Annotated in this window: 11 protein-coding genes; 6 read left to right on the top strand and 5 right to left on the bottom strand. The window is 60.8% G+C overall.

The window, feature by feature from the left end; genetic code table 11:
• From JNL55_RS27860 to JNL55_RS27845, 4 genes are all read right to left on the bottom strand, one after another.
• Positions 1-1279, bottom strand: a 1279-nt coding sequence (locus JNL55_RS27860; RefSeq protein WP_293862406.1) for an acyl-CoA carboxylase subunit beta, incomplete at its 3' end; no start/stop codon positions are given.
• Positions 1279-2421 carry an acyl-CoA dehydrogenase family protein gene (locus tag JNL55_RS27855; RefSeq protein ID WP_293862403.1) on the bottom strand — a complete coding sequence of 381 codons (1143 nt, stop codon included), beginning with the start codon at positions 2419-2421 and terminating at the stop codon, positions 1279-1281. The genes JNL55_RS27855 and JNL55_RS27860, both read right to left, overlap by 1 nt.
• A 28-nt stretch (positions 2422-2449) precedes the next feature.
• Positions 2450-4630 (bottom strand): TonB-dependent receptor, encoded by a 2181-nt coding sequence (locus JNL55_RS27850; RefSeq protein WP_293862400.1) that lies wholly within the window; start codon positions 4628-4630, stop codon positions 2450-2452.
• A 98-nt stretch (positions 4631-4728) separates the two neighbouring features.
• Positions 4729-5949 carry a serine hydrolase domain-containing protein gene (locus JNL55_RS27845; RefSeq protein WP_293862397.1) on the bottom strand — a complete coding sequence of 407 codons (1221 nt, stop codon included), beginning with the start codon at positions 5947-5949 and terminating at the stop codon, positions 4729-4731.
• Between the two features lie 120 nt (positions 5950-6069).
• Between JNL55_RS27845 and JNL55_RS27840 the strand changes: the two genes are divergently transcribed.
• From JNL55_RS27840 to JNL55_RS27830, 3 genes are all read left to right on the top strand, one after another.
• A complete protein-coding gene (locus tag JNL55_RS27840) occupies positions 6070-6558 on the top strand; it encodes a MaoC family dehydratase (protein ID WP_293862394.1) in 489 nt (162 codons plus the stop codon).
• 11 nt (positions 6559-6569) lie between these two features.
• Positions 6570-8153, top strand: a complete 1584-nt coding sequence (locus JNL55_RS27835) for a class I adenylate-forming enzyme family protein (RefSeq protein WP_293862391.1) — start codon at positions 6570-6572, stop codon at positions 8151-8153.
• Between the two features lie 121 nt (positions 8154-8274).
• Positions 8275-9576 carry a S41 family peptidase gene (locus tag JNL55_RS27830; RefSeq protein WP_293862388.1) on the top strand — a complete coding sequence of 434 codons (1302 nt, stop codon included), beginning with the start codon at positions 8275-8277 and terminating at the stop codon, positions 9574-9576.
• Between the two features lie 16 nt (positions 9577-9592).
• On the opposite strand, the gene JNL55_RS27825 is transcribed toward JNL55_RS27830, so the two are convergent.
• Entirely contained in the window at positions 9593-10618 is a 1026-nt protein-coding gene (locus JNL55_RS27825) for an extracellular solute-binding protein (protein ID WP_293862385.1), read from the bottom strand.
• A 168-nt stretch (positions 10619-10786) separates the two neighbouring features.
• Between JNL55_RS27825 and JNL55_RS27820 the strand changes: the two genes are divergently transcribed.
• The 3 genes from JNL55_RS27820 to JNL55_RS27810 all read left to right on the top strand — a co-directional run.
• Positions 10787-11347 (top strand): RNA polymerase sigma factor, encoded by a 561-nt coding sequence (locus JNL55_RS27820; RefSeq protein ID WP_293862382.1) that lies wholly within the window; start codon positions 10787-10789, stop codon positions 11345-11347.
• Positions 11337-12326 (top strand): FecR family protein, encoded by a 990-nt coding sequence (locus JNL55_RS27815; protein ID WP_293862379.1) that lies wholly within the window; start codon positions 11337-11339, stop codon positions 12324-12326. The genes JNL55_RS27820 and JNL55_RS27815 overlap by 11 nt, the downstream gene beginning before the upstream one ends.
• A gap of 86 nt (positions 12327-12412) precedes the next feature.
• The coding region (locus JNL55_RS27810) for a TonB-dependent receptor (protein WP_293862376.1) at positions 12413-13454 on the top strand (1042 nt) is incomplete at its 3' end.

Below are 13454 nucleotides of genomic sequence, written 5' to 3'. Positions count from 1 at the left end.
GAGTGGGATTGCACATGCCGGCGCCTGCGACACCAAAAGCCTTGCGAACAATGACCGTGCACCAAGGCACGGTCGCCTGATACACACTCGCCAGGGCGCGCGCTCCGTGCCGTAATGTGCCGGCACGCTCCGCCTGCAGACCTACCATGAATCCGGGGATATCGACGAGGTGCACTACCGGCAAGTGAAAGGTTTCCGCCAGCTCGATGAATCGGACCAGCTTCTGCGCCGTGTCCGCGGTCCAAGCGCCGCCGTAGTAGTTCGGATCGCTAGCAATGACGGCCACAGGCCAACCATCCAACCGCGCGAAGCCCGTGATCGAAGCTCGCCCCCAGTGACGCCCGATCTCGAAGAAACTGCCGGCGTCGAGCACACACTCGAGCACACGTCGCATCTTGTAAGCCTGACGTCGATCGCGCGGAACGATCGAATCGAGTTCTTCCGAGACACGCTGCGGCGGGTCCTGTGACGGAATGCGCGTAGGCAACGCATCGACCGAGCAAGGAAGATACGATAGAAAGCGGCGAGCTTTAGCGAATGCATCGGCTTCGTTGTCAGCCAAGTCGTCTACAGAGCCGATCTGCGCATGCAGCCCGGCGCCGCCCAACTCTTCCTTCGTGACATTCTGACCGATCGCCGCCACCAGCGACGGACCCGCGGCAAACATCTGTCCCTGTTTGCTCAACACAGAATAATGACTCGACACCAGGCGCGCGGCCCCCAGCCCCGCAATCGGCCCGAGCCCGAGCGCAACCACTGGCACCGTCGACAGATTCGCGACCACCCAGTCCCAGCCCGGCATCTCGGGCACATACGTGTGTCCGGTCATCTCCAAGGTCTTTACCGAACCGCCGCCACCCGAGCCGTCGAGCAACCGGACAATGGGCATCTTGAATTCATTCGCCATTTGCTCGGCCTGCACCAGCTTCTCATGAATCGCAGCGTCGGCCGCGCCACCGCGAACCGTGAAGTCATCCCCCGAGACCACGACGCGACGCTCATCGATGCAACCCCAACCGAATCGCGAGTTGGCAGGCGTGAAGCTGTGTAACTGACCGTCGTCGGTGTAGCGGCCGGTGCCTGCGAGTGCGCCCATCTCCCGAAACGTGCCCGCGTCGAGTAGCTGATCGATGCGCTCCAGCACCGTCAGCTTACCCTTGGCGTGCTGTATCGCTACTTTGTCGGCGCCACCCATCTCGGCCGACGCGCGACGGCGATCTTCGATCTGCCCGAGCTCCGGAGCCCAACCCTCGGGCGGATTCGTCTCTTGGTCGTTCATCACAGCGTACGAGAGATCAACTCTTTCATGATCTCATTGGTACCGCCGTAGATTCGCTGGACGCGCGCATCCGCGAACATCCGACACACCAGCGTTTCATTCATATAGCCGTAGCCGCCATGCAGCTGCAGACAGCGATCGATGACTTGCTGTTGCATATCGGTGACCCACCACTTCGCCATCGCGGCAGTACTCGAGTCGAGCGAGCCATCCACCACGCGCTGAATACAGTCGTTGACGAACACACGGGCGATGCGGGTGATGGTGGCAACCTCGGCCAGCTCGAACTTCGTATTCTGAAACTCGAACACAGGCTTGCCAAAAGCATTGCGTTCCTTCACGTAGCGCAGCGTCTCGTCGATAGCACCTTCCATGGCCGCGACACCACAAACCGCGATCAACGCACGCTCATAGGGCAGATCGCTCATCAGCTGCTGAAACCCCTTGCCCTCCTCGCCGCCTAGCAAACAATCGACCGGAACTCGCATGTCTTCGAAAAACAGCAGCGACGTGTCCTGAGCTTGCATGCCCATCTTGTCGAGCACGGCGCCGACGCGATAGCCGGGCAGATCGGCCGTCTCGACCATGATGATCGACATTCCCGAAGCCCGCTGCGTCGGATCGGTCTTCACGACCAGCGCCAACAGCCCCGCGAGCGAACCATTGGTGATGAACGTCTTGGCGCCATTGATGACGTAGTGCTGACCGTCCCGTCGCGCGGTCGTTCGAATGGCCTGCAGATCGGAACCCGTCCCCGGTTCGGTCATGGCAATCGCGCCCACCAACTCCCCACGAGCCAGCCGCGGCAGCCAACGCTGCTTCTGTTCGGACGTACCGTGGCGATTCACATACTGGGCGCAGATGCTGTGCACGCCGGTTGCGAACCCGACCAAGCCACGGCGATTCAAAGCCTCATGCACGATGGACTCGTGGCGGAAGTCGCCACCGCCACCCCCGTATTCCGCGGGGATATCTGTGCAGAGCAGCCCAATCTCACCAGCCTCACGCCAGATCTCGTGCCCTACACAATGCTCTCTGCGCCAACGCGCATCCTGCGGCACCATTCGCTCGTTGACGAAGCGCTCGGCGACTTCGCGAAACAGCGTCAGCTCCTCGTTCATCCAGGGCGCGATGACCTCCATTCAATCCTCCTACGGAATACAGTGTGGCTCAGAACCGGGTCGTGAGCTTTACACCATAGGTCCGTGGAGCGCCAAACGTCGTGGTGGTCTCGTCATAGGCGAACGGCGGCAGGAACGACAGCAATGGGCGCTGCGTCGTGCGATTCACAGCATAGAGCTCATCGGTGAGATTGCGCCCGTACACTTCGAGAGTCCAGCCGTCACCGAGTCGCAGCCCGGCGCGGGCATTCAACAAGGTGTACGACTCCAACTGGTTACGCGGATCGTTCTGAACATCGGGATAGGTTCGATCGCGATAGGCCCCCTCCACCCGGACGAACGCACCGACCGCGGAGCTAATCGACCAGTTGTATTCGGTTGCCAGCGAGGCACTGATGCTCGGCGCGAACGGCAAGTCGTTGCCCTTCAGATCCACACCGTACTGATCCAGGAATCGGTCGAAGCTGGCATCGAGCAATCCCAATCCAGCGCTGATGTTGAGGTGCGGCGTCGGTTGTGCGACCAGATCGAACTCGATGCCACTCACGGACGCGCTCGCGGCGTTACCGATGTAGTTCGCGAAGGTGGTGGGATCGTATTGGGTGACCTGCAGATCCTTGTAGTCCATATAGAACACGGCCACGTTGGCCTGGGCACGCCCATCGAACAGCACCGCCTTGGCGCCCAACTCGAAGTTATCGACGCGCTCGGCGTTGAACCCGATGTTGTTCGGCGTCGAGAGCACATCCACGTTGAAACCGCCGCTCTTGTAGCCCGACGAATACGTGGCGTAGAGATTCCAGCTCGGATTGAGCGAATACATCAAGCTGGCGGTGGGCGTGAACTCGCCCGCGCTGTAGTCGTCGGTCAGTGGCCCGATGTTAGGCACGAACCCCAGTCCGTTCGGATCGAACTGCTGGAAGTTCAAGTCTTTCTGCTCATACGTGTAACGCCCGCCCACCGTCGCCGCCCAGCGCTCGGCGAAGTGATAGGTCATATTGGCGAATGCTGCATACCCATCGGTCGTGACGTCGGCGCGCTGATCGAACGACTTCCAGCCGTACGGGATACCAAAGATGTCGGCAAGGCCATCGCCGATGAACACTGGCGTGTGCGTGTCCGATTTCTGATTGGAGTAGTAAAGACCGACCACGTAGTCGAGCTTCTCGCCCGAAGGCGACGCGAGCCGCAGCTCCTGGGACGCGTAATCGCTGCTCTGCTCGTACTCCGCCCACGCATGATTGAAACCGTTCGAGGTTTCATCGCCCAGCGTGTCCCATTGGGATTTCCGAAAGGCCGTGATGGACGTCAACGAGTGGCCGGAATCCAGCGAGTAGTTCACTGTCAGGGCGGCACCGCTGTAGTCGATGTGTTCCCAGGACTTGTACGCCTCGTTGAACGTGAATGCGCCTGGCTCGTTTCCGAACGTGCCTCGGGTCACCTCGGCGCGATAAGGCTCGTTGTCGATGCGATTCACGTCAGCCGAGAAGCTCACTTCGAGCTTTTCGGAAGGCGTCGCACGCAACTGAACACGCACGCCGTCCTGTAACTTACCGCCCGCTCGGCGGCCATTGAACTCGTTGCGCGCGTAGCCGTCCTCAGTCAATCCGTAGGCTGCAATCTTGCCGAACAACACACCCTCTTTGAGAGGGCCGCTCAAAAATCCGACGGCTTCGGCATGCCCATAGTTACCCCCGTCCAGTGACAATGAGCCCGCGATCTCATCGCTCGGCTTGATCGTCGTCAGGCTGATGGCGCCGGCAATCGTGTTCTTACCGAAGATGGTTCCCTGCGGCCCGCGTAGAAACTCGACCTGGGCGATATCGGGCAAACGTTGGTTGTATGTTTCGGCCCGGCCGGTGTACACGCCATCCAGATACACACCCACGCCAGTTTCCTGACCGATGCTACGCGCCTCGGTGGAAATGCCGCGAATCACCAGGTTGGTACGGCGTTCCTGATTGCTGGTACCGATGATGACATTGGGCACGACGTCGCCCAGATTCCGCAGTTCCGTCGCGCCTCGCTGCGCCAACGCATCCGCACCGATTGCAACGATTGAGATCGGCACGTCACGCAGATCTTCATCGCGCATGCGCGCAGACACGACAACTTCTTCGAGGATGTCCGTCGTGGCAGGCGCGTCGCTCGCGGCATGAGCCGCCGACGTCAGGACCAAGGCGCACGCCGTTGCCAGCGCCCCACTGCTCTTCATGATCTTTTCGTCCATCAGTCCTCCCCAGAGTGAACATCCAACCCCTAACCGACACTACGCTTTACTAAATTTGAGGTCAATCTCATTTCTAGCTTGAATCGCTACAACGAACCTCAGCGACCCACGCCTGGAAATTCGAGCACGGCCCGCGTAATCCTCGCCCGCAGCGACGCGAAATCCAGGTGGCCAGCTGCCGCGCCCTGCTTGCTCTCTTCCCAGTAGCCATCTTCCGTATTCGTCTGTAGCGCGATGGCCATCCCAGCAGCGGGGTAATAGCGCAGCGACGAGCGATACCCCGGAATGTATCCATCATGACCATAGGCAAGAGGTAGCCCGTCGTTCGCTGGGAACACACCCGCACCCAATCCGTAGTAACGCGCGTTTGCTGTGCCAGTGGGCACGGCCAGCATCTCCGCAAGCGCCGGCGAATCCAGTGCTTTCCCGCCGTACAAGGCGAATGCCCACCGCGCCAAATCACCCGAGTTGCTGACGAATCCGCCCGCTGTGAACTCAATGGACGGGTCGTAGGTCAGCACGCCGCGCTCCCCCAACATGCGGGGTCCGAGCAGCAACGGATTGCGTCCGTTTGCATAACCCTGCGTGAGCCCCGGGATGGTTCGCACATTCGATGGCGCAGTCAGCGTGAGGCTCAGTGGATCGAGAAACGATTCACGCACCTGGTCGTAGTAGGCACGACCGGTTGCCGACTCGATGGCCAGGCCGACGATCAAGTAGCCCACGTCGGAATAGTTGAAACCCTGGCCAGGCGCAAACAGCGGCGGCTGCTCACAGACGAACTCGATCAAAGTATCGAAGTTGGGTACGTAGCTCGGATCTTCGGCGAGCCGCGCGCGGTACCAATCAAAGAAGCGTGGATTGTTGTAGTAATTCTCCATTCCGCCGCGATGCTGCAGCAGTAATCGAATCGTGAGCCCGTCCGCATTCGGCAATCGCTGGAACCAGGGCCGGCTGCCCAGATACTTGGACAGTTTGTCATCGAGCGACCAAACACCTTGCCGCGACAACTTGATTGCCACGGCAGCCGCCAGAGTCTTACCGGTACTGCCGGAAAGCATGCGTGAGTCAGGCGTCATGGGAAGCTTGCGTTCGACATCCGCATACCCACTGGCAACTTTCGCCAAACGACCATCGGGTAGAACCAACGCCGCAGTGATCCCAGGCACGGAATAGCGAGCGCGCTCAGCATCCACGGCCGTTTGAAAACGCGCCACCAAAGTCGCGTATTGCGATTCGCTGAGGGGTGCCGCCTCGGCCGCCACCGTCCCCATGAGCACTGCCGCCGCGATCGTCAGAAATCCAGCAACTCGTCGCACCAGCCCCTCCCCGCGGGGCGCCCTGCAGCACCCCTGTCGACATCAAGGTTGACCTTTTTGAAAACTGAGGTCAAGCTCAATTCCGACCCATTTGATGAATGAACCCTCGGAGTGACACGCATGGCGGACGCACTGATCGAAGACACGCTGAACAGTTTGACGCCTGGCGCAGAAGTGGGTGTTTCTCCTTGGCTGACTGTGTCGCAGACCATGATCGACAGCTTCGGGCACGCCACACTCGATCCCGATCCGATGCATGTGGAGCCCGACTGGGCCGCCGCCAACAGCCCCTATGGCGGCACGATTGCCTTCGGATTTTTGACCATCTCGTTGCTGACCCATCTGCTGCATGGTTCGATGGGCGTTCGCGGCGCGCACGATCCACGCCGCTCAGGCTATTACCTCAACTACGGCTTCGATCGCATCAGGCTGGTGGCACCTGTGCGCACAGGCAGCCGAGTCCGAGGCTGTTTCAAGTTGCTCGAGCGCAAGACCGACGAGCGCGGACGACTCATTACCACGTTCGATTGCACCGTCGAGATCGAAGGCGAAGCGCGCCCGGCGCTGGTCGCTCAGTGGCTGACCGTTTGGGTCCCGCCCAACACGTGATCGCCGTCGCGATGACGACAGCCGCTACCCCGCTGACCAGGATCAGTGACTATGTGACTTCGCATGCCGCGCGCGATCCGGACGCAGTTGCGCTGATTCACGACGAGAATCGCATTTCCTACCGCGCCTTGATGCAGCAGGTCGATCTTCTCGCAGCCTCGCTGTTGGCCGCTGGAGTGCGCAAGGGTGATCGCGTAGCCACGTTGTCGACGCCCCATCCCGACTTCGTGGTGAGCTTGCTTGCCGCAACTTCTATCGGAGCCATCTGGCTCGGACTGAACCCACGCTATCGGCTGCCTGAGTTACAGCACTGCATGGTCGACTCCGGTGCCAAAGTCCTACTCGCCCACAGGAGCTTGCTAGGACGTAGTTACGAGCCGGAGATCGACGCGCTTCGGGCGTCATCTAAGTCGCTGGGGCAGATCGTTCTGTTTGACGACGCAAGTGACATGGCAGGCGCGATTCCGATGCGGATGTTCCTCGACCGCGGCAACTCCATTTCGCCCCAACAGCTCGAGCACGCACGCGCCGACGTCGATAGTCGAGATCCGTGCCTGCTAGTCTATACATCGGGCTCCACCGGCGCCCCCAAAGGCGCCCTGCTTCATCACAGAGGCATCATCGATTTCGCGGTCCTGTGCAACTCGCTGTGGCCGCTAGCACCCCACCGGATCATCAACTACTTCCCCATCAATCACATTGGCAGCGTCGTCGATTGCATGATGCCCTGCCTGGTAGCGGGCGGCGCGCAGGTCATGCTCGAACAATTCGATCCGACAGCATGTCTCGAACTGATCGAGCGTGAACGCATCACGCTATGGGGCTCCGTGCCCAGTGTTTTTCAGATGCAGTTGGCACTCCCGGACTTTGCGAGGTTCGATCTTTCGTCAGTGCAGCTGATCGCCTGGGGAGGCGCAGCCATGCCACGCGAAACCATCGAACAGCTTCGATCCATCTGCCCGAAGCTTGCGACCAACTACGGCATGACGGAAACCTCGAGCGCGATCACCATCATCGAGCCCACGGACGACCTCGACATTCTGGCAAACACTGTCGGCCACCCACGGCCGGGCGCGGAGGTTCGATTGGTCGACGAGCAGGACCATCCCGTCCCAGTCGGTCAGCCTGGGGAAATTCAGGTGCGCTCACCAGGTAATTTCCTGGGCTACTGGCAACGACCAGACGCCACTGCCGCCGCATTCACTGCCGACGGCTTCTTCCGCACCGGAGATCTCGGCGAGCAGCGAGCCGATGGCCGGATCCGGCTGATCGGGCGCCTGAAAGAGATGTACAAATCCGGCGGCTACAACGTCTATCCCCGGGAAGTGGAGACAGTGATCGAAACCCACCCCGGTGTCGCAAGCGCCGCGGTCGTCTCTATCCCCGACCCTCTTTGGCAAGAGGTTGGGGTCGCGTATGTGGTGCTCCGTGAACCCATCACGACACAGCAGATCGCACAGCACTGTCGCGACCGGCTCGCCAACTACAAGCTGCCCAAACACATCGTGCTCGTTTCCGAACTGCCGCTGCTGCCCATCGGCAAGGTCGATAAGCGCACCTTGCGCGCTTGGGCGGAACGCACCACCTCGCACTGACCATGGAACTCGCAGGCCTGCAATGCTGAGATTATTTATTCGAACAAGTGCCTGCATCGTCGCCGCGCTCGGCGTTCATTCGGCAGCGCTCGCCGCCGCGCCTGACTGCGGAACCGAAACCTTGACTCGCGAGCAGGGCCGCACCGCCGTTGCATTTGTCGGCGATCGAGTCGCCAGTGCGCACGTTGGATCGTTACAAGGCATGGCGCCGGCGCTTCAAGAAGGCTTTCGGCTGCTGCGCGACTCGATCAGCGAACCCATTGCTGCAGCCAAGCTCGCTCTATCGATCAACCAGGTGTTGGCTCACGCCGAAGACGCTCATCTCCGACTCAAACTAACGTCGACCGCTGAGGAGAAGTGCAAGCAACTGCCGCTGACGCTGGCATGGACCGATCAAGGACTGTTGGTACGTTCCAGCACAAGCATGCCTGCAGGCTCACGAGTACTTGCCATCGGGAAATATTCGCTCGATGAAATCGATCGGCTCGCTGTCTCGTCCATCCCTCACGAGAATCGCTACTGGGCGCACAGCGAGTTCGCGCGTCTACTGCCACGCGCCGATACGCTGCGTTCTCTGGGATTATTGAACCCCGATGACTCGGTCGATATCAGCTATCAGCCTCGCGACGGCGCACCGTCTACGCAGCGCTTGCGCCTGGGAACGACAGTCTCGCCGCCTCGTCCATGGATCGGATATCAGCTGTGGCCAGCATCCTCGACCGCGACACTGTGGCTGGACCGCTGCGACGTCAACGACGAATTCCACGCAACGCTCAGTCGCTTCGTTGCAGAGGTGCGCCAAAGCTCGATCCGTAAGATAGCCATCGACGTCCGAGGCAATCCTGGCGGCGATTCCGGAGTCGCGCTCGCTATCCTGCGCGCATTCGGCCGTGCGCCGACGAACGCGTTCTCCGTCGATGTCCGCGTGTCACCGGAATTGAATGCGGCCCAACCGGCGTTCGATCCCAAAAACATGTTTCCCCTTCTCGAGAAACTCGGCATCTCGAACTCACCCGCGAACGCTCGCGACTATCGATTGCCCGGCTCGCTCGTGCTATCCATGCTCGCGCAGCGCCTGCCGCCAGCACCCTCCGACGCCGCTCCGAAAGTAGACCTCTACCTGTTAACCGACGGCGGCACATTCTCCAGCGCGTCTCTGTTCGCCATACTGATGCGCGACAACCATCTCGGCATGCTGATCGGCGAACCTACCGGCAATTCGCCATCCTTCAATGCCAGCGAGATTCATCTCGACATCCCTCACATGCCCTACTTCCTGAATCTGTCGACCGCCCGCCTGATCCGCCCTGACGTGCACGCCGGCCCGGCCGAAACCATCCTGCCTGATGTGCTCGCTCCAATGACCGCGGACGCGTTGGCCAGCGGCAGCGATCCGGCGCTGGACTTCGTTCGCTCCCGATGACGAAACTGACAGCGCTTCACTCTTCCTGCCAGGCCCGCCAGCCCACCGAGCGATAAATGCCGTCCACTTCGTCGTAGTGCAGTTCCAGATCGTTCAAGTTCAACTCGTCGGCGCGAAAGCTGCCGAATGACTGCAACAGGGCGCTGGGCGCGACATCGCTGCGAACCGGATACTTGAACACGTTCTGAGACAACAGCGCCTGCCCCTGCTTGCTGAGTAAGAAGCGCACCAGTTTCATTGCATCGTCCTTGCGTGCCGTGCCGGAACGCACACCGACACCGGTCACGTTAACGTGCTGGCCCGCGCCGTCCTGATCCAACCAGGCCACCCCGAGGGTATCTGCCAATTTCAGACCGTTCGCCTGCTCGCGGCCCTTGGCGATCTCATAACAGAGGTAATAGGTGTTCACGAAGGCAAGCGCGAATTCCCCTTTGGCTACGCGCCAGATGTTGCCGGTATCCCCGGAGTACTCGGCACGCTCGCCCGCATTGTCACGCACCGCCTTGGCCCAGCTCGCAGCGCTTGCGTAGCCGTCATGTACGATCATCGACGCGAGCAACGAGCGGTTGTACATATTCGATGCCGACCGTAACGCAATCTTGCCCCGCCATTTGGGATCGGCCAGATCGCGATACGACTTGATCTCGCCGGGCCGTACTTGCGCCTTGTTATAAATCACCGCCCTGGCGCGCAACATCACGCCGTACCAGTTGCCATCACGATCGCGCCACCGCGCCGGCACGATTGCATCCAGGTCGGGGGAGCGAATCTCCTCGAAGGAGCCCAGCTTCTTGGCTTCGGTCAGACTCTTGTAATCCGACACCAGAATGACGTCGGTGTCGAAGTTGTCGTAGGCGTCGGTGACCTTGACGGCGATGCCGCTGTCTTTGCTGAACTGGTCGATGACCGGCTGCAGGAACTGCGCCTTGTGATACCAGTTGACGGTGAGCGGCTCCTTGTCCGCCGCGTTCGCGAACGGTGCCGTCCCTACGCAAGCCGCGACCAGGGCGACAGAAATCCAAGCGGCTCGACAACGAAACATCGGAAAAGCTCCTGGGAAGGGGTGAATACGACCGGCTCGGCGCTGGCCAGACCGGTCTAGTTCCATCGGGACGAACGGCGCCCGCACTTCCTCTAAGCGACTTTCACTCAGTGGTTTTTGCTTTGAGCGGTCGGCCAACCGAGTTATCGTCTGGCCATGCAGCCCATAGTGCAGGAATGGTTTCGCCGAGAGATCCTCCCGCACGAGGCGGCACTCCTGCGCTTTCTACGCCGCAAGCTAAAAAGCGATGCGGACGTAGCCGATATGCGGCACGACACGTACGTGCGCGTCCTGGAGGCCGCCGAGCGCAGCATCCCCACCTCGCCGAAATCATTCTTGTTCAGCGTGGCCCGTAACTTGCTCATCGATCGGGCCCGACGGGAGCGGATCGTCGCCATCGACCTGTTGGAGGATATGGACGTGCTGAACGTCCTGGTGGATGAAATCTCACCGGAACGCAGAGTCAACGGGCGGCAGCAGTTACAGCGAGTCGCCACGTTGTTCCGGCGACTGCCGCAGCGCTGCCGCGAAGTGGTCTGGTTGCGGCGTATCGAGGATCTGTCGCAACGGACCATCGCGAGCCAGCTCGGCATTGCCGAAGCAACGGTCGAGAAACATCTGGTCCGCGGGGTGCGCATGCTCACGGACGCCCTGTATGGCGAGCAGGCGGACCAGGAGGACAACAGTCGAAGGCGGCCGGCGGAGGCCGAACCGAAAGATGGAATCTAGAGAACTTATCGAGCAGACCGCGGCAGCGTGGGTCGTCAAACGCGGCCAGCAAGGCTGGAACGAGGTCGATGAGACAGCGTTGCAAGCGTGGCTGGCGAGCTCCGTCAGTCATCGCGCCGCTTACTATCGTCTGGATGCAGGCTGGCAGGAAGCGGGCCGGCTGAAAGCGCTCGCCGCCAGCCCTCCTGAGCCCATCGAAGCACCGCAGCCGCAACCAGATCGATCAGTGAGTTGGTCGAGGCATTGGCGCGTGCCGGCTGCGATCGCGGCCAGTGTGCTGCTCGCCACCGTGCTCGCACTGACGGTCTACATCCGCTCGACCGCCGAATCGTATCGAACTCCGGTCGGCGGCCTGGCCGCGGTGCCGCTAGCCGATGGCTCGACAGTCACGCTCAATACCGACAGCCGCATGAGTGTGGCGATCGGTGCCGAGGAACGGCGTATCGACTTGCGGCAAGGTGAAGCGTTCTTTGAAGTCGCGAAGGATGCAAACCGGCCCTTCGTGGTCGTCGCCGGTGCGCGCAAAGTAGTGGCCGTCGGCACCAAGTTCTCAGTCATGCGCGTTGCCGGCGATCAGCTTCGCGTGGTGGTGTTGGAAGGCATCGTTCGCATCGAGGACGGTCTCGGCGACCAACAACATCAGAAGATGCGGCTCAGTGCCGGCGGCATCGCCCGCGTCAGCGATGACGGCATCATCGTGGAACAACAACCACCAGCCCTGACCGAAGATTATTTGAGTTGGCGCTCCGGATTCGTGGCGTTCCATCAGACGCCGCTCAGTGAGATCGCCGCGGAATTCAATCGCTACAACACTCGCAAGATCGTGATCGACGACGCCGACGTGGCAGCGCTGCGATTGGGCGGTAACTTCCGGACCAACAACGTGGAAGGTTTTCTTCGTTTGTTAGAACAGTCCTATCCCGTCGAGGTCCGCACGCAGCAAGGTCGAATCTTCATCGAGCAAAAACTCAGCGAGTGAACCAACTCCAGTTACCGGAAACCTCAAGTTGCTTCGTCCCGGTAGTCGAGCGGACGCAATAGTCGACGACCGCCACGGGAGGATGAATGTTCGGGCACCAAAAACTACGTCGTGGGCTGCTCGCAGCCGCGATCTCATTGTCGCTGATCGGTCCGGCGCTGGCCGCGGACGCTCAGCATCGCGTCGATGTTCCAGCCGGAGATCTGTCGCAGGCGCTTAGAGAATTCGCGCGACAAGCAGGTATCGAACTCGTTTATCGAAACGATCAAGTCGCCGGTTATACCACCAGCGGTTGCAGCGGCAACCTGTCAGCCGAACAAGGACTGCGGCTGCTGCTGGAAGGCACACCGCTCACCTTGAAGACTGACACTAGCGGCGCAATCCTGATTGCTCCAGCAACACCGCAAACTGCTGCGAAATCCGGCCTCTCGGATGCCGCCTATCTGCGCATCGGCCAGGCAACCTCACCGAACAGCGCAGCGCCGCCCGCGCAAAACGCCGAGCCGATCGAAGAGTTGCAGTATGTAACTGTCTACGGCCGCACACTGAATGACGCGATCACAGTACGTGACGTGCCGCAGACACTCGCGGTCTTCGATCATAACTTCCAGGTCAACACCGCCGCAGCCGACGTGTACAACGTACTGCGATTCGTGCCGACCAACGCCAGCCGTTACTCGGAAATCGGCTTCTATCCAGGCGAGGCGGTCATCCGCGGCTTTCAGGTCGCTCGCACCATCAACGGCATCACCGTCGACACCATCAATCACGGCGCCGATCTCATCAACGCCGAGCGCGTCGAAGTGTTGATGGGCCCAGCCTCGGTGCTGTATGGATCGCAACAGCCTGGCGCGGTGGTGAACATCGTCACCAAGCAACCGCTGGACCACTTCCATCTAGAGCTCGAAGCCGCCGCGGGCAGCTACGACGATCAGCGCTACTCGCTGGACGTGGGCGGTCCGCTCTCCGACAGCGTGCGCGTCCGCTTGAATGCCGGCTACCGAGAGCGCGAATCGTTCCTGGATTCCTGGGACTTGAACAAAATCACCGTGGCGCCGGTACTGGTCGCCGATCTGAGCGACGCCACCCAGCTCACGCTCGAGGGTTTCTATTCTCGCAACGAATGGG

The sequence above is a fragment of the Steroidobacter sp. genome, assembly GCF_016790065.1.
In the GTDB taxonomy this organism is placed as follows: Bacteria; Pseudomonadota; Gammaproteobacteria; order Steroidobacterales; family Steroidobacteraceae; genus Steroidobacter.
The sequence above is the reverse complement of the archived record's forward strand: the minus strand, read 5'-3'. Positions and strand labels throughout refer to the sequence as shown.